At 69.9% G+C, this 18,918-nt stretch carries 21 protein-coding genes and 2 pseudogenes; 2 read left to right on the forward strand and 21 right to left on the reverse strand.

Going from position 1 to position 18,918, the window contains the following annotated elements; genetic code table 11:
• Positions 1-3 precede the first annotated feature (3 nt).
• From pyrH to rpsB, 3 genes are all read right to left on the reverse strand, one after another.
• Complete coding sequence (gene pyrH, locus ABT186_RS17725; RefSeq protein WP_351223940.1) at positions 4-762, reverse strand: UMP kinase; 759 nt, start codon at positions 760-762, stop codon at positions 4-6.
• A 183-nt stretch (positions 763-945) separates the two neighbouring features.
• Entirely contained in the window at positions 946-1,782 is an 837-nt protein-coding gene (gene tsf / locus ABT186_RS17730) for a translation elongation factor Ts (protein WP_351223938.1), read from the reverse strand.
• Positions 1,783-1,952: 170 nt separating this feature from the next.
• The gene (rpsB, locus tag ABT186_RS17735) at positions 1,953-2,840 is read right to left on the reverse strand and encodes a 30S ribosomal protein S2 (RefSeq protein ID WP_351223936.1); all 888 of its coding nucleotides are present in this window, start codon (positions 2,838-2,840) and stop codon (positions 1,953-1,955) included.
• A gap of 273 nt (positions 2,841-3,113) precedes the next feature.
• Here rpsB and ABT186_RS17740 point away from each other — a divergent pair, with 273 nt between their 5' ends.
• Positions 3,114-3,713, forward strand: coding sequence for a M23 family metallopeptidase (locus ABT186_RS17740; RefSeq protein ID WP_351925701.1), 600 nt, complete (start codon positions 3,114-3,116; stop codon positions 3,711-3,713).
• A gap of 79 nt (positions 3,714-3,792) precedes the next feature.
• On the opposite strand, the gene ABT186_RS17745 is transcribed toward ABT186_RS17740, so the two are convergent.
• From ABT186_RS17745 to ABT186_RS17830, 18 genes and pseudogenes are all read right to left on the reverse strand, one after another.
• On the reverse strand, positions 3,793-4,350 hold the full coding sequence (locus ABT186_RS17745) for a TetR/AcrR family transcriptional regulator (protein WP_351223992.1): 558 nt from the start codon (positions 4,348-4,350) through the stop codon (positions 3,793-3,795).
• A 121-nt stretch (positions 4,351-4,471) separates the two neighbouring features.
• The gene (gene whiG / locus ABT186_RS17750; RefSeq protein ID WP_351223932.1) at positions 4,472-5,314 is read right to left on the reverse strand and encodes an RNA polymerase sigma factor WhiG; all 843 of its coding nucleotides are present in this window, start codon (positions 5,312-5,314) and stop codon (positions 4,472-4,474) included.
• 271 nt (positions 5,315-5,585) lie between these two features.
• On the reverse strand, positions 5,586-6,746 hold the full coding sequence (gene dprA, locus ABT186_RS17755) for a DNA-processing protein DprA (RefSeq protein ID WP_351925703.1): 1,161 nt from the start codon (positions 6,744-6,746) through the stop codon (positions 5,586-5,588).
• Positions 6,743-8,368 carry a YifB family Mg chelatase-like AAA ATPase gene (locus ABT186_RS17760; RefSeq protein ID WP_351223928.1) on the reverse strand — a complete coding sequence of 542 codons (1,626 nt, stop codon included), beginning with the start codon at positions 8,366-8,368 and terminating at the stop codon, positions 6,743-6,745. The genes dprA and ABT186_RS17760 overlap by 4 nt, the downstream gene beginning before the upstream one ends.
• Entirely contained in the window at positions 8,368-8,769 is a 402-nt protein-coding gene (locus tag ABT186_RS17765; protein ID WP_351925705.1) for a YraN family protein, read from the reverse strand. The genes ABT186_RS17760 and ABT186_RS17765 overlap by 1 nt, the downstream gene beginning before the upstream one ends.
• 114 nt (positions 8,770-8,883) lie before the next feature.
• Positions 8,884-9,192, reverse strand: coding sequence for a DUF2469 domain-containing protein (locus ABT186_RS17770; protein ID WP_003993268.1), 309 nt, complete (start codon positions 9,190-9,192; stop codon positions 8,884-8,886).
• A 56-nt stretch (positions 9,193-9,248) separates the two neighbouring features.
• On the reverse strand, positions 9,249-9,752 hold the full coding sequence (locus ABT186_RS17775) for an NUDIX hydrolase (RefSeq protein WP_351223990.1): 504 nt from the start codon (positions 9,750-9,752) through the stop codon (positions 9,249-9,251).
• A gap of 70 nt (positions 9,753-9,822) precedes the next feature.
• Positions 9,823-10,572, reverse strand: coding sequence for a signal peptidase I (gene lepB, locus ABT186_RS17780; protein WP_351223924.1), 750 nt, complete (start codon positions 10,570-10,572; stop codon positions 9,823-9,825).
• Between the two features lie 78 nt (positions 10,573-10,650).
• A complete protein-coding gene (gene lepB / locus ABT186_RS17785) occupies positions 10,651-11,604 on the reverse strand; it encodes a signal peptidase I (RefSeq protein WP_351223922.1) in 954 nt (317 codons plus the stop codon).
• A pseudogene (gene lepB, locus ABT186_RS17790) lies at positions 11,492-12,580 on the reverse strand (signal peptidase I); the annotation flags it as partial. The pseudogene lepB (ABT186_RS17790) and the gene lepB (ABT186_RS17785), both read right to left, overlap by 113 nt.
• Positions 12,573-13,316: a signal peptidase I gene (gene lepB, locus ABT186_RS17795; protein ID WP_351925707.1), complete on the reverse strand. Its 744-nt coding sequence runs from the start codon at positions 13,314-13,316 to the stop codon at positions 12,573-12,575. The gene lepB (ABT186_RS17795) and the pseudogene lepB (ABT186_RS17790), both read right to left, overlap by 8 nt.
• Before the next feature lie 69 nt (positions 13,317-13,385).
• Positions 13,386-13,736, reverse strand: coding sequence for a 50S ribosomal protein L19 (gene rplS, locus ABT186_RS17800; protein ID WP_234514565.1), 351 nt, complete (start codon positions 13,734-13,736; stop codon positions 13,386-13,388).
• Between the two features lie 136 nt (positions 13,737-13,872).
• On the reverse strand, positions 13,873-14,706 hold the full coding sequence (gene trmD, locus ABT186_RS17805; RefSeq protein WP_351223917.1) for a tRNA (guanosine(37)-N1)-methyltransferase TrmD: 834 nt from the start codon (positions 14,704-14,706) through the stop codon (positions 13,873-13,875).
• On the reverse strand, positions 14,703-15,248 hold the full coding sequence (gene rimM, locus ABT186_RS17810; RefSeq protein WP_351223915.1) for a ribosome maturation factor RimM: 546 nt from the start codon (positions 15,246-15,248) through the stop codon (positions 14,703-14,705). The genes trmD and rimM overlap by 4 nt, the downstream gene beginning before the upstream one ends.
• An 81-nt stretch (positions 15,249-15,329) precedes the next feature.
• Entirely contained in the window at positions 15,330-15,569 is a 240-nt protein-coding gene (locus ABT186_RS17815) for an RNA-binding protein (RefSeq protein WP_003973401.1), read from the reverse strand.
• Between the two features lie 2 nt (positions 15,570-15,571).
• Positions 15,572-15,994, reverse strand: coding sequence for a 30S ribosomal protein S16 (gene rpsP, locus ABT186_RS17820; RefSeq protein WP_351223913.1), 423 nt, complete (start codon positions 15,992-15,994; stop codon positions 15,572-15,574).
• Between the two features lie 299 nt (positions 15,995-16,293).
• A complete protein-coding gene (locus ABT186_RS17825; RefSeq protein ID WP_351223911.1) occupies positions 16,294-16,896 on the reverse strand; it encodes a hypothetical protein in 603 nt (200 codons plus the stop codon).
• A 250-nt stretch (positions 16,897-17,146) separates the two neighbouring features.
• A pseudogene (locus ABT186_RS17830) lies at positions 17,147-17,782 on the reverse strand (His/Gly/Thr/Pro-type tRNA ligase C-terminal domain-containing protein); the annotation flags it as partial.
• A gap of 178 nt (positions 17,783-17,960) precedes the next feature.
• Between ABT186_RS17830 and ABT186_RS17835 the strand changes: the two are divergent.
• Positions 17,961-18,821 (forward strand): SAM-dependent methyltransferase, encoded by an 861-nt coding sequence (locus ABT186_RS17835; protein ID WP_351925709.1) that lies wholly within the window; start codon positions 17,961-17,963, stop codon positions 18,819-18,821.
• Positions 18,822-18,918: the final 97 nt, after the last annotated feature.

The following is an 18,918-nucleotide window of genomic DNA, read 5'->3' on the forward strand; positions in this document are numbered from 1 at the left end:
CGGTCAGTCCCGGCTGCCTTGGTCACCCACGAGTGTGCCGATCTTCTCACCCTTCACGGCCCGTGCGATATTGCCCTCCGCCAGGAGCTCGAAGACCAGGATGGGCAGCTTGTTGTCACGGCACAGCGTGATCGCGGTCATGTCGGCGACCTTGAGGTCGCGGGTGATGACCTCGCCATAGCTGAGCGAGTCGAACTTGACCGCCTCGGGGTTGGTCTTCGGGTCCGAGTCGTAGACCCCGTCCACGCCGTTCTTACCCATCAGCAGTGCCTCGGCGTCGATCTCCAGGGCCCGCTGGGCGGCGGTCGTGTCGGTGGAGAAGTACGGCATGCCCATACCGGCGCCGAAGATGACCACGCGCCCCTTCTCCAGGTGGCGCACGGCACGCAGCGGGATGTACGGCTCGGCGACCTGGCCCATGGTGATGGCGGTCTGCACGCGCGAGTCGATGCCCTCCCTCTCCAGGAAGTCCTGGAGGGCGAGGCAGTTCATGACCGTACCGAGCATGCCCATGTAGTCGGACCGGGCCCGGTCCATACCGCGCTGCTGGAGTTCGGCGCCGCGGAAGAAGTTGCCGCCGCCGATGACGACGGCGATCTGGGATCCGTCGCGCACCACGGCCGCGATCTCACGCGCGATGGCATGCACCACGTCCGGGTCGACGCCGAGTCCGGTGCCGCCGGAGAACGCCTCTCCGGACAGCTTCAGCAGAAACCGGCCGCGTACTTTGCCGTCGTCGCTCTTCTCGGCCTTGGTGGTCATGGAGATCTCCTCGTGGTGCACATACGAAGAAGGCCATTGCCGGTGGGGCGTGGTTCGCATCCCATGCTCGGCAATGGCCTCCTCGTCAGATCTGCTGTCGTCCGTCACGCGCGCGTGCGTGACGGCGTACCGGGACGACTGCCTTCGACCCTATCGGGGTCGAGCGTCGCTCGCGGCACGGACTCAGATGCCGACCTTGATACGCGTGAAGCGCTTCAGGGTGACACCCGCCTCGTCCAGAACCTTCTGGACGGACTTCTTGTTGTCGAGCGCGTACGGCTGGCCGAGCACCGTGGCGTCCTTGAAGAAGCCGTTGAGGCGACCCTCGACGATCTTGGCGATCGCGGCCTCGGGCTTGCCCTCGGCGCGGGTGGTCTCCTCGGCGATACGGCGCTCGGACTCGACGACCTCGGCCGGGACATCCTCCTTGGAGAGGTACTTCGGCGCGAAGGCGGCGATGTGCTGGGCGATGCCCTTGGCGACCTCGGCGTTCGGCTTGTCCAGCTCGACGAGGACACCGATCTGCGGGGGCAGGTCGGGCATCGTGCGGTGCATGTACGCGGTCACGTAGCCGTCGGCGAACTGCGCGAAGCGGTCCAGGACGATCTTCTCGCCCAGGTTGGCGTTGGCCTCGTCGACGAACGCCTGGACGGTCTTGCCGGCCTCGATCTCGGAGGCGAGCAGGGCCTCGAGGTCGGCCGGGGAGGTCTTGGCGACGTGCTCGGCGATCGCGTTGGCAACGGCCTGGAACTTCTCGCCCTTGGCGACGAAGTCCGTCTCGCACTTCAGCTCGACGAGGACACCGGAGGAGTTGTCGTCGGCGATGATGGAGACCACGGCGCCGTTCTCGGCGGAGCGGCCCTCGCGCTTGGCGACGCCCTTCTGGCCCTTGATCCGGAGCGCCTCGACGGCCTTCTCGACGTTGCCCTCGGCCTCGTCCAGCGCCTTCTTGCAGTCCATCATGCCGGCGCCGGTGAGCTCACGGAGCTTCTTGACGTCGGCGGCGGTGTAGTTCGCCATGATCTGTGAATCTCTTCTCGGAGTTCGAAGTCTCGAAGTCGGCGGCGGCCGCGGCTTGAGCGGGCCGCCGCCAAAGATCTACGGGCTACGAAGATCTAAGGGCTGCGGGTGAACGGCGGGTGGCGCGATCGGCGCCTCCCGCCGTCACTTCAGCCATACGGCCCTGAGGGTCAGGCCTGCTCGCCCTCGGCGGCCGGAGCCTCGGCGGCCTCGGCAGCCGGAGCCTCGACGGCCTCCGCGGCCGGAGCCTCAGCGGCCGGCGCAGCCTCTTCGGTCTCAGCCTTCTTCTCGCCCTCGAGCAGGTCGCGCTCCCACTCGGCGAGCGGCTCGCCCGCGGCCTTCTCGCCCTTGCCCTCGGCGGCGACGCCGGAGCGGGCGATGAGGCCCTCGGCGACGGCGTCGGCGATCACACGGGTGAGCAGGGTGACGGAGCGGATCGCGTCGTCGTTGCCCGGGATCTTGTAGTCGACCTCGTCGGGGTCACAGTTGGTGTCGAGGATGGCGACGACCGGGATGTTGAGCTTCCGGGCCTCGCCGACCGCGATGTGCTCCTTCTTGGTGTCCACGATCCAGACGGCGCTCGGCACCTTCTGCATCTCGCGGATACCGCCGAGGGTCTTCTCCAGCTTGGCCTTCTCACGGGAGAGGACCAGGAGCTCCTTCTTCGTCAGACCGGAGGACGCGACGTCCTCGAAGTCGATCTGCTCGAGCTCCTTGAGGCGCTGCAGACGCTTGTAGACGGTCGAGAAGTTGGTGAGCATACCGCCCAGCCAGCGCTGGTTGACGTACGGCATGCCGACACGGGTGGCCTGCTCGGCGATGGCCTCCTGCGCCTGCTTCTTCGTGCCGACGAACATCACCGTGCCGCCGTGGGCAACGGTCTCCTTGACGAACTCGTAGGCGCGGTCGATGTACGACAGCGACTGGAGCAGGTCGATGATGTAGATGCCGTTGCGCTCGGTGAAGATGAAGCGCTTCATCTTCGGGTTCCAACGACGGGTCTGGTGACCGAAGTGGACGCCGCTCTCCAGCAGCTCCCGCATCGTGACGACGGCCATGGCCGTTCTCCTTGAGTTTTCTCGGTTGTGCCGCGGGCGCCGGATGGCACTCGCGCCTGACGCCCGCAATGCGCCGTGCCGCAAAGGACCGAGGAGCGCTGACACCGGCCACGCAAGGGCCTGGTATCGGGGCGTGCGAAGTCGACCCGGTGACCCGGATCGCCACAAGAAGTGTACGGGACCCGCGAGGCCGCGGGTGACGCCGCTGTCCACAACCCGGCAGTTGTCCACAGATCCCGGCCATGATCGCCCGGTCTGCGGGACCGTTCTCCCATGCGAGCGAAACGATCTGTGCGGGCATGGCCTGCGGTGCTGCTGATGACGACGGTGAGCGTGCCGGCTCCCGTGTCGTGGGCGCGCGCGCCGGCAGGCACATATTCGGCCACGGCGCCGGCGCCGGTCCCCGACACGCCGGTGCCGGCCGTCGCCCGGGTCTGGCCGGTGGGCGCCCGTCCCGCGGTCGTACGGGGCTGGGAGCCTCCGGCGACTCCGTACGGCCCGGGCCACCGGGGCGTGGACCTGGCGGCGGCTCCGGGCGATCCGGTGCGGGCGGTCGCGGCCGGCCGGGTGATCTTCGCGGGCCGGGTGGCAGGGCGGGGCGTGGTCTCCGTCGACCTGACGGGCACGGGCGACCCGCCGCTGCGTACGACGTACGAGCCCGTACGCGCCTCGGTACGGAAGGGCGACGAGGTGGAGCCGGGCGAGGTAGTGGGCGTACTGGAACCGCCGACCGTCCACTGCACGGGCCCGTGCCTGCACTGGGGCCTGCGCAGAGGGGAGACGTATCTGAACCCACTGACCGTGCTGCCACCGTGGCTGCTGCGCGCGGGCCCGTCCCGGTTGCTGCCGGTGGACGGGGTGCCGTTGCCGTAGCCGGGTTGCTCGGGCTCGGCTGGGGGGGGGCTGGGGTGGGGTTGGCGGGAGGGGGAGGGGAGGGGGGAGGGGGAGGGGGTCAGCCCCGGATGCCTCGAAGAGCCATCGCGACCGCCGCCTCCGTGATGGCGGCCGGATCCTCCGCGGCGCCAAGCTCGATCCGCCGCACGGCCGCATCCACCACGCCCTGGAGCAGCATCGCCGCCAGCCGTGGCTCGTGGTGTCCCATCTCGCCGAGAGCCTCGACGATCATGGCGACGAGCCCGCCGTGCGCCGCGCGGATCTTCTCGCGCGCCCCGGCGTCCAGTTCGCTCGCCGAGATGGCGACCACGGCACGGTGCCGCCGGTCTCCGACGAGGGCCAGCTGTCGGCGCACATACGCCTCGATCTTCGCCTCGGGCCCGTCCGCCGCGGCCATCGCCGCCTCGACCTCCGCCGCCCAGACGGGGAAGTCGACCGCGCACAGCTCCTCGACGACGGCCGCGCGGGAACGGAAGTACTCGTAGACGGAGGACCGCGCCAGGCCCGTTCGCTCGGCGAGGGCCGGGAACGTCAGGGCCTCGGTACCGCCCTCGGACAGCAGGGACCGTGCCGCGTCCAGCAGGGCGGCTCGCTGCATCGACCGGTGCTCGGCCACGGAGGCCGCTCGAATCCTTGGCACGTCGACCACTGTACGGACGGACCGCGGCATACGGGAGCCACTCCCGCCAGGTGCGCCGGTCATGGACTCCGCCCGCCGGGGTGTGCGCGTCATCATGTCAGCGTCCGAATCCGGCCAGCTTGGCGCGCAGCTGCAGTACCGATTTCGTATGGATCTGGCTCACCCGGCTCTCGGTCACCCCCAGCACATTGCCGATCTCGGCGAGGGTGAGCCCCTCGTAGTAGTACAGGGTGACCACGGTCTTCTCCCGCGCGGGCAATGTGTTGATCGCCCGCGCCAGGAACCGCCGCAGCTCCCGGTCCTCGGCCACCTCCACCGGATTGTCCGCCGCGGTGTCCTCGAGGGTGTCCATGAGGCTCAGCCGCTCGCCGCCCTCGCCCCCCACATGCAGCAGTTCCTCCAGCGCCACGACGTTGGCCAGCGAGAGCTGGCTGAAGACGGCGTGGAGGTCTTCCACGCCAATCCCCATCTCCGCCGCGACCTCCCCCTCGGACGGCGTCCGCCGCAGCCGCGCCTCCAGGGTCGCGTAAGCCCGCTCCACGCTGCGCGCCTTCTGCCGCACCGACCGCGGGATCCAGTCCAGCGCGCGCAGCTCGTCGATCATCGCGCCCCGGATCCGCGTGATCGCGTACGTCTCGAACTTGATCTCCCGGTCGATGTCGAACTTCTCGATGGCGTCGATCAGCCCGAACACCCCAGACGACACGAAGTCCGCCTGCTCCACATTGGCCGGCAGTCCCACGCTCACCCGCCCCGCCACGTACTTCACCAACGGCGAGTAGTGCAGGATCAGCTGCTCCCGCAACCGTTCGTCCCCCGTCTCCTTGTACGACCGCCACAACTCGTCGAGCGTCGAGGGAGCGGGCGGGCGCACGCTGCCGCCGTCACGGGCGGCTGGGGGAAGCGCCGCCCGGTCGGGCCCGGAGGTGTGCTGGGGCATTCGTCGCCTTGTGCCGTTCTGCCGTGAACTGGGGTTGGCTGGGTGAGGTGTCGGTCTGATGTCGAGATGCCTGCCTGAGTCGGAATCCCCGTGAGCGTAGCGTGACTGTGGTGTCGCAGTGTGCGAAGGACAGCGGATCACCCGTGCGCGAACGGGTGCGGCGTGGGTCCCGCCGGAGCCGTGTCCGTAGCCCTGTGTGACCACCGGAAGCGGTCAACTACGGGAATTGCCAAGGCTGTCGGGGGTCGCCCGGACGGCCGAACACGCTCGGTCAACACGAACCACGATCGTGTCGGACGGCGATCACCGCCTGGCGTGTCAACTTCCAGCCGTCGCCGTGTCGTTCGACGAAACCAAGTGATCGGAGTTCGTACAGTCTCGCGACCGCGTCGTCGTACGAGGTCCCCGCCCCGCGGGCGATCTCGTCCGGCGCGGCCGTACCGCGGGCCGGCAGCGCGGCGAGCACGCGGGCGGCGGCGGGCTCCAGCAGATCGCGCGGGAGCACGGGCCCGCGCCGTTCCGGGGCCAGCTCGCCGATCTCCCCGATCAGCTCGACGACGTCCGCGGCGTCGGAGACGAGCACGGCGTCCCCGCGCAGCAGTTCGTGCACGCCGGCCGAGAGTGCGCTGGTGACCGGTCCTGGCACCCCCATCGTGTACCGGCCGAGCCGCTGCGCCGCGCGTGCCGTGACCAGGGCGCCGCTGCGGTAGGCGGCCTCGACGACCACGGTGCCGAGGGTGAGGGCCGCGATCACACGGTTTCTGAGGATGAATCTGCTCGGCGTCGGATGGTCGCCGGGTGGTAACTCTCCGACGACGAGCCCCTGGTGCGCGATCCTGGTGATCAACTCGGTGTGTCCGCGCGGGTAGGGCCGGTCCACTCCGCAGGCGAGTACGGCGACGGTGGCGCCGCCGGCGGCGAGGGTGCCCCGGTGCGCGGCCCCGTCCACGCCGTAGGCACCGCCGGAGACGACCACCCAGCCGTGCTCCGAGAGACCCGTGGCCAGTGTGGCCGCCACGTGAGCCCCGTATTCGGTGCAGGCCCGCGCGCCGACGACCGCGACGGATTTCAGGGCCCACATCCGCAGACTGGGCCGCCCGCGCACCCAGAGCCCGATGGGCCGGGTGTCGCCCAGGTGGTCGAGCTGGGCGGGCCACTCGGACGCTCCGGGGCAGACGAATCTCACCCCTGCCTCCCGGGCGACGGCCCAGTCCCGCTCGGGATCGGCCCGTTCGGCCCGCGCTCGCAGCCCGGCCCACCGCTTGTCCGTCGTCCCCGGCAGCGGTTTCCCGCCCTCTCGCAGCCGCTCGGCCACCTCCTCGGCCCCGCGTTCGCGCAGCCAGCGTCCTGCCGTTTCGTCCCCGGGTTCGATGACCCGGGTGAGGAAGATCCGGGCGAGGCAGTCACCGTCCGGGGCGCCGCCGCCGTTCATGCCAGGGCCCCGATGGCCATCGGCACGCCCCGGGGAATCCCGGTGCGCAGGTGCAGTGCCAGGGCGACGTCCGTCGCGTCCGGCCGGTCGTGGCCCACGAGGTCCGCGACGGTCCAGGCGACGCGCAGCACACGGTCGAGTCCGCGGGCGGTCAGCACGCCGCGCTCCAGGTTGCGCTCGGCCTCGTCCATCGCGCCGCTCGCCGCATGCCAGCGGTTGCGCAGTTCCCGTCCGGGCATCTCGCTGTTGGTCCGCCATGGGGTGCCTGCCAGGCGTGCTGCCGCTCTTTCCCGGGCCTCGCGGACCCGGTCGGCGACAATCGCGGTGGACTCGCCCGGACCGTCGCGTCCGGTGAGTTCGGCGCGGGTGACGGGGTCCACCTCGACGCGCAGGTCGACCCGGTCCAGAAGCGGGCCGGAGAGCCGGGCCTGATAGCGGCGGATCGCGGAGGGCGGGCACTCGCACAGGGTGTCGCGCTGTGAGAAGCGGCCGCAGGGGCAGGGGTTGGCCGCGAGCACCATCTGGAATCTCGCCGGGAACCGCACGACACCCGCGCTGCGTGCGATCACGACATGCCCGGATTCCAGGGGCTGCCGCAGGGCGTCCAGGGCGTGGCTGCTGAACTCGGGCGCTTCGTCGAGGAAGAGGACGCCCCGGTGGGAGAGCGACACGGCGCCTGGTCGTGCGACGCCGGGGCCGCCGCCGACGAGTGCCTGCATGGTGGCCGAGTGGTGCGGGGCGCAGTAGGGGGCGATGCCGATCAGGGGTTTGCCCGGGGGCAGCAGGCCGGCCACCGAGTGCACGGCCGTGACCTCCAGTGACTCCTGCCTGCCGAGCCTGGGCAGGATGGCGGGCAGCCGTTCCGCGAGCATCGTTTTTCCGGCTCCCGGCGGCCCCTCCAGGAACAGGTGGTGCCCGCCGGCCGCGGCGACCTCCATTGCTGTGCGCGCCGAGATCTGGCCCACGACGTCGGCGAGGTCATGGTCCTGGTCGTGTTGTGCGGCGCCCAGGCTGTGCATCCCGGTGGCGGCTCCGGTGCCCGGTACCCGCAGACCGGCGAGGAGCGGATCGGGGCGGCCTTCCTCGTCCGGTTCCTCGTCGGGCACGGGCTCGTCCGCGAGGACGGCGATCAGCTGGCGCAGGCTGCGGACGCCCAGCACGGAAATGCCGGGCACCAGCGAGGCCTCGGCGGCGGCGCATTCCGGGACGACCACCTGCTCGTAGCCCGCGTCCGCCGCGGCCAGGACCGCCGGCAGGATGCCTCTCACCGGTCGCACCCGGCCGTCCAGCCCGAGTTCGCCGATCATCACGATGTCGGCGAGCACCCGTGGATCGATCCGTTCGGCGGCGCCCAGCACCGCGCAGGCGACGGCGAGGTCGAAGCCGCTGCCGGCCTTCGGCACGGATGCGGGGCTGAGCCCGACCGTGAGCTTCTTCTGCGGCCATTCGCCGCCCGAGTTCACCACGGCCGCCCGCACCCGGTCGCGGCTTTCGGTCAGGCTCTTGTCGGGCAGTCCCACCAGCGTGAACGCCGCCACGCCCGGTTCGAGGTCGGCCTGGACCTCGACCACGACGCCTTCGACGCCGACCAGCGCCACGGAGCATGTGCGCGCGAAGCCCATCACGCCACCCCCCGCACGTGCTCGACCACGGGGGCGCCGCGTTCGGGCAGGACGACGCCGATCACGTCGATGCGCACCCCGCCCGGTGGTGCCCCGCCGTGTGCCTGGATCCAGCGCTCGGCGAGGCTGCGCAGCCGGTCTGCCTTCACCGGTGTGACGGCGGCCATCGGGTGCTCGAAGCAGCCGCCTCGGCGGGTCTTGACCTCGCAGACGACCAGGACGTCACTGTCCTGGGCGACGATGTCGATCTCGCCGCTCCTGCCGCAGCGCCAGTTGCGCTCCAGGACCGTCATCCCGGCTTCGGTCAGACGCCGGGCGGCCAGTTCCTCGCCGTACCTGCCGAGTGCACTGCGTGCCTGATGTGTGTTCATGTCGGCACCACCTCCGGCGCCAACCGTCACGCATCCGGCTCCACGGAGTGGATCTTGGTGGAGAACCCGGCGGTTGTGGACAACTTCGTCACCCACATGGGTGGGGGCCGTGCCCGTCACCCCCATGGGTGCGGGCTGTGCCCGTCACCCACTCGGCAACTCCAGATCGCTCTTGTTCAGCTCCTCGATGTTCACGTCCTTGAACGTCAGCACCCGCACCTGCTTCACAAAACGAGCGGGCCGGTACATGTCCCAAACCCAGGCGTCCGCCATGGACACCTCGAAGAACACCTCGCCCTGGACCGAGTGCACCTGCATCTCGTAGTCGTTGGTGAGGTAGAAGCGCCGTTCGGTCTCGATCACGTATTTGAACAGACCGACGACATCGCGGTACTCCCGGTAGAGCTTCAGCTCCATCTCGGTCTCGTACTTTTCGAGGTCCTCGGCGCTCATGGCATGTTCCCCTTCAACCGTGCGATCCCACCATTGTGCGCCAGTCCCGTAAGCCCCTAGACGATTTCGGTGTCGAGGACCTCGGGCCTGGCCGGGGGACCTTCGTCGAGCAGCGTGCGCAGCAGCTCGGCGAGTCTCGTCGGATACACCGTCTCATGCGCTTCGCTCAGTTCCCGGCACGTCCACCACCGTGCTCCGGCGACACTGCGCTTTTCCAGGTCCGTCAGGCTCAGCGCGGCCGTGGCCGTCTGGGTGGTGGTACGGGCCAGGTAGTACCACTCGTCCTGGTCCCAGCGGCGGCCTGCGAAGGGGAAGGAGCACTGGCGCTGCCACAGCACCGGGCCCAGCTCGACATCAGTGATGCCGGTCTCCTCGGCCAGTTCCCGCAGCGCGGCCTGCTCGCGCGTCTCGTCGCCCTCCACACCGCCGCCGGGCGTGAACCACCAGTCGTCGGCCGGATCGTCCGGCTCGTGCCCGTGCAGCAGCAGGATGCGGTCCTGCGGATCGAGAAGCACCACCCGGGCCACCTTGCGCAGACCGCCTTCGTGGGCGTTCTGCACGCCTGCCTCGCCGGCGGCGGCCTCGTACGACTCGGACGAGGCCCCGGACGGCGGTGAGGGCGACGACGCCTCAGCGGGCACCGGCCGGCTCCGTCCCCCGTACGGCGGAGGCGCGCTTGCGGCCCGCGAGCTTGGCGATCGGGCCGTACGCCCCGCCGCCCAGCACCAGCACCGCGCCCGCCACGATCACGCCGAAGATCAGCCGCAGGGGGCCGGGCGAGGAGAGAGTGCCCAGTGCCTCGAAGCCCGTCGGGCGGGCCAGCATGCCGTTCATCGGCCACACCACGGCGTCGACACGGGCGTCCACCGCGCTGCGCGGCACCGTGCCGCTGAAGGCCTCTGTGAGATGGGCGGAGGAGTCGAGGGAGCCGCTGCGCTCGTCGCCGAGGAGGAACAGCCGGTCCTTGGGGACGGTGATGGTCGGGATCGTCTTCGACTCGGCGGGCTGCCCCTTGGCGATGTACGACTCCTGGATCTGCTTGCCGTTGACGGTCAGCTTGCCGTCGGTGCAGCAGCCCACCGTGTCCCCGCCGACCGCCACCACCCTCTTGACCAGGGGCATGTCGCCCCAGCTCTTCTGCCGGAAGACGACGACGTCGCCCCGCTTGATGTCGGCGCCGTCGACACGCTGGGCGAGTACCCGGTCACCGGCGACGATGGTGGGCGACATGGAGTCGGTGGGCACGGTGTACGGCTTGTAGACGATCGCGCCCCAGACGAACCCGCCGAGGAAGAGCACACAGCCGAGGGCCACGGCCAGCCCCGACAGTGTGTTGCCGAGCCGTCCGCGGCCCTCTTCCGTACGACCAGTCCTGCTCATCCCAGTGCTCCCAGGTCGGAGAATCGACCCCGTGGCCCGCTGCCGGGCCACGGAAGATCGGCGATCTGGGACGGCACCCTACCCGGCGGTACCGCTGCCAGTAACCCTCGGGTTTCCGGCGGTAAGGCGCGCGGTGATCCGGCGCCTGCGCCACAGCACCAGCGGCACCGCGCCCGTCAGGCCGAGCGCTCCGGGGGCCGCCGCGCTCAGGCCCTGGTCGAAGGTGTCCGGGATCGGCAGCGTGTTCCAGCGGGTGGGCGGCCAGGCGACCACGATGGCGCGGCCCACGACGTTCCCCACGGGTACGAAGCCCTGGTACTTGTCCTGCTGGTGGTAGCGGGAGTCCAGCGAGTTCTGCCGGTGGTCGCCCATGACCCAGATTTTGCCCGGGGGAACCGTGACCTTGAACTGGCCGCCCTGGTCGTCGACGCTGCACGGGGTGTTGCCGGGGTACACATACGGCTCGTTGAGTGCCTTGCCGTTGACCATCAGCGGGCCGGTGCCCTTGCACTCGATGGTGTCGCCGGCGACGCCGACGACCCGCTTGATGAGGTCCTTCTCCTCCGCGGACGGCATCAGGCCGATCCAGCTCAGGGCCGTCTGGAGGGCGTTCGGGTTGGCGGTGGGCTCGCCCGCCAGCCAGTTGTCCGGGTCGTGGAAGACGACGACCTCACCACGCGAGGGCTCGGAGCCGAACCACGGGGTCAGCTTGTCGACGAGGACGCGGTCACCCTGCTGGAGGGTGTTCTGCATCGAGTCCGAGGGAATGGAGAACGCCTGCACCAGGAACGTCTTGATCAGCAGCGCCAGTACCAGTGCGATGCCGATGAGGAGCGGAAGTTCCTTCCAGAAGGAGCGCTGCTTCTTCGGACCGGAGCCCTGTCCGTCGCCCTCCTGGGCGCCGCCGTCCGGGGAGTCGCTCCCGGAGCCGGCGTGGTCCTCCGCGGCCGGGGCAGCCGTCTCGTCGGGTCGCTGCGGCCTCTCTTCGGGACCCTCGTGTCCGGACCGTGCGCCGACCGCCAAATCCCCCACGTCCACTCCTCACTCCGTACCGGCGCCGGCGCCTCAGCCGACGCAGGCCCACCACTCCCATAACGAGCGGGAGTTCCGCAGGGCTCGGGAGGGGGATCAATCCGTATCGATCCGTCGAGACCACCCTATGCGACGGACCGAGTGCGGTGGTCGACCCTCTCGGCACGGACGCGTATGTGTCCGGCTCCTTCAGGCTCGTCCAGTGCCCCAGCGGCCAGGCGATCACCATGGCGCGGCCGACGACGGACGTCTCGGAGACCGTACCGCTGTACGCCTCCGTACGGTGGTAACGCGAGTCGGCGGAGTTGGCGCGGTGGTCGCCCATGACCCACAGCCGGCCCGGAGGCACTGTCACCGAGAACGAGAAGTCGGAAGGTTTGTTCCCCGGGTGAATGTACGGCTCGTTCAGAGGCATGCCGTTGACGGTGACGCGGCCTTGCGTGTCACAGCACTTGACGGTGTCGCCACCGACCGCGACGACCCGCTTGATGAGGTCCTTGTCGTTGTCGGACGGCAGCAGACCGATCCAGGTGAGCCCTTCCTTGATCTGCTTGATGACGACGGGGTCGTTCTTCTTGGTCGTCTTCTCGCCCGCGAGCCAGTCGCCGGGGTCCTTGAAGACGACGACGTCCCCGCGCTGCGGCTTGGAGCCGAACCACGGGGTGAACTTGTCGACGAGGACACGGTCGCCGACCTGGATCGTGTTCTCCATGGAGCCCGACGGGATCACGAAGGCCTGCACGAGGAAGGTCTTGAGGACCAGCGCTATGAGAACGGCGACGCCGACGAGGAGAGGTATTTCCCTGACCGCGGACCGCCTCCTCTTGCGCTTGACCTTGCGCTGGAGCTTGCGCCGCTCGGCGCGACTGCGTCCGGTGGGGCCACTGCTGCCTGCGGCGCGCCGCGAGCCGGTGGGCAGGAGGTTCTGGGCGGCGGTGTCGACCGGCATGCCGCGCGGTTTGCCGCGGTTACCCATGGGCACCGTCCGCCTTTTTCGGCTCGTTCGCCCCTTCGGCGGTGTGCACGCGCGCGTAGGCGCCGGGACGGGTGAGGTGCCGCCAGTGTGCGGAGGGCCAGGCCACCCAGTCGGCCCTGCCGATCACGGCGCCCACGGGGATCATGCCCCCGCCCGGCGACCCCAGATGGTCGCGGGAGTCGCTGGAGTCGCTGCGGTGATCACCGAGCACGAACAGCGTGCCGTCCGGCACGACGACGTCGAAGGAGACGTCGGAGGGGCTGTCCCCGGGATACAGAAACGACGACTCGTCGACCGACCGGCCGTTCACCTCGAGCCTCCCCTTCTTGTCGCAGCAGACCACGTGGTCCCCGCCGACACCGACGACGCGTTTGACGTAGTCGGCGTTCCCGAAATACCCGGTGCCGTCGAAGACCACGACGTCTCCCCGCTGCGGCGTCGATCCGAAACGGTACGCCAACTTATTTACGAGCACGCGGTCCCCAACCCTCAATCCGCGCTCCATCGAGCCGCTGGGGATGTCGAACGGCTGCATCACAAACGTGCTGAGCGTGAGGAGGAACAGCAGACAGACCAGGACGGTCAGGGTGATCCGCCCGCCGGGGAGCCAGTCGGCGATCCGGTACACCAACGCGAAGCGCGACCGTCCCTCCGCACCCCCTGTGTCCGAGATCTCCTCGGATTCGGGCGGGTCGGAGGAGCAGTCGCGCTCCACGTGCTGTGCTTCGGTGTCCATCGGGGCCAGATGCTATCCGGCCCCTCTGTGAACCCCTTGTGACGGCTCGTTCGCCGTCGGGGCGAGAACTCAGTTCTCGCGCTTCTCCTTGATCTTCGCCGCCTTGCCGCGCAGCTCGCGCAGGTAGTACAGCTTGGCGCGGCGCACGTCACCCTTGGTGACGAGCTCGATCTTCTCGACGATCGGGGTGTGCACCGGGAAGGTGCGCTCGACGCCGACGGAGAAGGAGACCTTGCGGACCGTGAAGGTCTCGCGCACGCCGGAACCCTGGCGACGGATCACCACGCCCTTGAACTGCTGCACACGGGAGCGGTTGCCCTCGATGACGCGGACGTGGACGTTGACGGTGTCACCGGGGCGGAAGGCCGGGAGGTCGGTGCGCAGCGACGCGGCGTCGACGGAGTCGAGCAGGTGAGACATTTCGTCTGCTTTCTTCGCCAATGCCACAGGCCATCGGCGGGAAGTAGTGTTTCGGTAAAAGTGCTGGTGCCGCGTCGGGGCGGACGTCGTATCCCCCTGTGGCAGGGGCGCACGCCGGACGGCGGACAACAGCGGCCTATTCTTCCATGCCCTCTGGCCTGCGCCAAAATCGGCCGTGCGGCGCGCCCTCCGGGTCCGGTGCCCAGCCCAGGATGGACAGCATTTCGCGGTCCTTCTTGTCGAACGCCGAGGGGTCGCAGTGCTCGATGAGGTCGGGCCGGTTGGCCGTCGTGCGCTTGAGGGCCTCGTCGCGGCGCCAGCGGGCGATCCTGCCGTGGTGGCCGCTGAGCAGCACCTCCGGGATGTCCCGGCCTCGCCAGGCGGGCGGTTTGGTGTAGACGGGCCCCTCCAGGAGGTTCGCCATCGCGCCGGGCGCGAAGGAGTCGTCCCGGTGGGACTCGGCGTTCCCCAGGACCCCGGGCAGCAGGCGCGCCACCGCCTCCGTGATGACGAGGACGGCCGCCTCTCCGCCGGCGAGGACGTAGTCGCCGATGGACACCTCGTACACGGGTATCCGGGTCGCGTACTCGTCGATGACACGGCGGTCGATGCCCTCGTAGCGGGCGGGTGTGAAGATCAGCCACGGGCGCTCGGAGAGCTCGACGGCGAGCTTCTGGGTGAAGGGGCGGCCGCTGGGCGTGGGGACGATCAGGGCAGGGGCCGAGGAACCGGTCTCGTACCCGTCGGCCAGGACGTCGTCCAGTGCCTCGCCCCAGGGGTCGGTCTTCATGACCATGCCGGGGCCGCCGCCGTACGGCGTGTCGTCGACGGTGTTGTGGCGGTCGTGCGTCCAGGAACGCAGGTCGTGCACATGGACGTTCAGCTGCCCACGCGCGCGTGCCTTGCCGACCAGGGAGACGTTCAGCGGTTCCAGGTACTCGGGGAAGATGGTGACGACGTCGAGCCTCATGCGGTGTCGTCCCTCGACGAGGCGATCTCCGCCCGGTCGTCGATCAGGCCCGGCGGGGGGTCGATGACGGCCCGCTGTTCCTCGAGGTCGATCTCCGTGACGATCTCCTCGACGAAGGGGATCAGCGCCTCGGTCCCGTCCGGGCGCTCGACCACGAACAGGTCCTGGGAGGGCAGGTGCGAGATCTCGGTGATCCGGCCGACCTCGACACCGTCCCGGGTCACAACGTCCAGGTCGATGAGCTGGTGGTCGTAGTACTCGTCCTCGCCCTCGGGCAGTTCGTCCGGGTCGACGTCGGCGATCAGCAGGATGTTGCGCAGCGCCTCGGCGGCGTTGCGGTCACTCACGCCCTCGAACCGCAGCAGGAGGCGGCCGCTGTGCACGCGACCGGTCTCGATCGTCAGCGGTCCCGCCGAGGCCGGGTCGGTGGTCAGGACCGCGCCCGGCGCGAGCCGCAGCTCCGGCTCGTCGGTGCGTACCTCGACGGTGACCTCGCCCTTGATGCCATGGGCGCGGCCGATCCGTGCGACTACCAGCTGCACTGTGCTTGATCTCCTGTCATACGACTACGGGCCGGGGACGGCCCAGTGGCCCTCCCCGGCCCGAGCCGGTTGCGATAAGCGTCAGCGGACGTGGTCCACGTCGACGAGGTCGACACGGACACCGCGGCCGCCGATGGCGCCCACGACGGTGCGCAGGGCACGTGCGGTGCGGCCGTTGCGGCCGATCACCTTGCCGAGGTCGTCGGGGTGGACCCGGACTTCGAGTACGCGCCCGCGGCGCAGGTTGCGCGAGGCCACCTGCACATCGTCAGGGTTGTCGACGATGCCCTTCACGAGGTGCTCGAGAGCCTCCTCGAGCATGCTCAGGCCTCGGTCGACTCAGAGGACTCGGCCGCGGCCTCGTCCTTCTTCTCAGCCTTCTTCTTCTGGGTGATCGCCTCACCCTTGCCCTCGTCCTCACCGCTCAGGGCCTCGAACGACGGACGGGAAGCCTTGGGCTGGGCCACCAGCAGCGGAGCCGGGGCGGGCTCGCCCTTGAACTTCTGCCAGTCGCCGGTCTTCTTCAGGATGGCGAGCACGGGCTCGGTCGGCTGGGCACCGACACCGAGCCAGTACGCCGCACGCTCGGCGTCCACCTCGATGACCGACGGGTTGTAGGTCGGGTGGTACTTGCCGATCTCCTCGATGGCCCGGCCGTCACGGCGGGTACGGGAGTCGGCGACGACGATGCGGTAGTGAGGCGAACGGATCTTGCCCAGACGCTTCAGCTTGATCTTGACTGCCACGGGAGTGGGTTCTCCTGGATTTGACGTGGTTGGGCACGGCGGGACGGCCGCGTGGGGTTGCGGTACCCGAGTGCCCGATGGACGCGTCAGCCGGAGGAGAGAGGGGTCCTGTGCGGCTGTCGAGTACAGCTAGCCATTGTGCCACACCCTGGATGGGGCTTCGGCCGCGAGGGTGCGTCCGGGCATGACTGAGCTGCACCCGGCGCCGGGTCCCCCGGGCGTTGGTCACGCCCACCCGGCGCTCAGAGGTGCCGAACAGCGTCACAGCTGAGGTACGGCCGCCACGAGCAGCCGTCGGCTCAGCTCGCCGCCGCCCCTACCGGCTCCGGGATGCGGAACGGCTTGCCGCAGCCGCCGCACACGATCGGGGCCTGGGCCAGGACCGACGGGACGACGCGTACGTTGCGGCCGCAGTCGCAGACCGCCTTGACCCGGACACCGCCTCCGGAGGAGCCGTGGCGGGCGGCCGGACCCCGGAACGTACGGGCTGTGTCCGCGGCCGTCGCCGCCGAGTGGGCCTTCAGCGCACGCTGGAGCCGCTCCATCGTCGGGCGGTAGCGCCGCTTTGCCTCGGGGCTGAGCGTGACCAGGGAGAAACCGCTGCTCGGGTGCGGTTCCTCGGGGTGGTCCAGGCCCAGTTCCTCGGCGATCGCGAGGAATCTGCGGTTGTGATAGCGGCCGGCGCGGGAGGTGTCGCGTACGCCGCGGGCGGCGGCGATGCCGTGGACTGCCTCATGGAGCAGTCGCTCGAAGGAGAGTTCGTGCCCACAGGCGGACGACGACTCTCCGATCAGGGACTCGGGCGCGGCAAGATCCGGCAGTTCGGGGTGGTGCCGTTGAATGTCGGCCCACGCCTGTGCCAGCTCTGCGGCGAGAACAGGTGGTGTCTGTGTCGTGCTCACGTAATGACAACGAGCCTGAGGGCCCGCGTGTTCCGATTCCGGGCCATCCCAAATAATTTGCACGTACCCGTCAGTTGCCGCTGATGCGTCCTGACGAGGGCGCGTGCGCCGATTTGTGGAGAAGCCTCACAGCTCGTACCAAGCTGGTGCGTAGTGACGCGTACGCCCCGGCGCGTATACGAGATCCGCGCGCCGGGGCGCCTGTGGTCCACAGATGCGCAAGATGCGTTTCGGCCGCTCTCCTCGTATCTCAATAAGCGCGTGCGACGACCGCGACGTTACCCGGTGCGTCGTCGCGGTCCGGGACAGACCCGTCCTCGGTGACCAGACACCGTACGGTCACCGCGTGCTCGGCCGGCTCGGCCTCTCCGTCCTCGCCGAGCACGGACCGGGGGATACGCGCCCAGCCGCCGGCGACGGCCGCCTCGACGGCCTCGTCGATCGTCGACACATCCGAGGTACGGGAATCGCGGCGCTCGCGCGACTGCTTCAGGAGCAGCGCCTGATCCTCTTCGAGGATCCCGGGGGTCATGCCGACGAGTGAATCGATCGCCACCGGCTCCTTGCCGCCCGGGATGCGGCGGGCCGGCATCGCGGTGCCGTTCTCCAGGTCACGGGGTCCGATCTCGATGCGTACGGGCACACCCTTGAGCTCCCGGTCGACGGCCCGGCGGCCGAAGGGGATGCCGGCCCGGTCGTCCACCTGGACGCGGACACCGGCCGCCCTCAGCCGGTCGCCGATCTCGTGGACCTTGGCCAGAACCGCGTCGTCGCCCTTGATCGCGAGGACAACGGCCTGGATCTGCGCCAGGCGCGGCGGAATACGGAGGCCGTCGTCGTCGCCGTGCGTCATCACCAGGGCGCCGATCATGCGGGTGGTGGAGCCCACCCGGGGGTGGTTCAAGGGCGCACGAACGGCTCGCAAGGAGTGTGCCGCAACCCCTGGACGCCACGACGGGCGCGGAGTTTGCTGACATACGGGAATACCCACGGGGGAGTGCGAGCGCACGGCACGGGGGCCATGGATTCACAGCGGCAACTCTCGTCGGATTGGGGCGCTTTCGATGACACCTACGCTCGTGCGGCAGCACCCGACCCACGCCGGACCGGCTCCTGGCGTGGACCGGCGTGCACGCGCGCGTGACTGGGCCGAGATCCAGGAGCGGATGCTCGTACCGCTCTACGAGGCCGTGTACGAGCGGCTCGAAGTGGGCTCCGGGACGCGGTTGCTCGGGCTCGGGTGCGGTGCGGGCCTCGCCCTGCTGATGGCCGCCTCCCGCGGCGCCTCGGTCACGGGTGTCGACTGCGGCGCGCAGGAGCGGCTGGCCCTCGCCCGTGAGCGGCTGCTGCCCGAGACGTGGGGCACGCGCGCGCGTGCGGGCATCCGGATCGTCGACGGCTCCCCCGAGGACGCGGCGCCCGCTCCGGGAGAGCCGTCCTACAACCTGCTGACCGCCTTCGAGCCGATCGGGTGCGCGACCGGAGACTCGGAGGGCCTCGGGGAACAGCTCGCGGCGGCGGCTCCGCTGGCCGGGCGCGGGACGCCCGTGGTGCTCGTCGGATGGGGTCCGCCTGAACGTTGCAGCACCTCGGCCGTGCTCCGTGTCGCCACCGAACTGGCCGAACCCGTACGCGGTCCGGGCAGTTGGCGCCCCGCCCGGCGCGACGACCTGGAGGAGACCGCGCAGCGCTCGGGGCTGTGGCCGGACGGCTCGGGGCGGGTCGCCTGCCCCTTCGGGTACGCCGACCTGGACAGTGCGGTACGGGGGATGCTGTCGACGGGGTTCTTCGACGCGGCGATCGCCGCGACGGACCAGGAGCAGGTCGACAAGGAGCTGGCGGAGGCGCTGCACCCCTACCGGCGGGCGGACGGCACGGTCTGGATGCCCAATGTCTTCCGGTACCTGATCGCGCGCATCCCCTAGAGGACCGTCACTCACAGAAGATCGTCAGTCCCCGGAGGACCGTCAGTCCCCAAAGGACCGTCAGCCCGCAGAAGACCGTCAGTCCCCAAAGGACCGT

This window comes from Streptomyces sp. NPDC001634 (assembly GCF_040298185.1).
Taxonomy (GTDB): domain Bacteria; phylum Actinomycetota; class Actinomycetes; order Streptomycetales; family Streptomycetaceae; genus Streptomyces.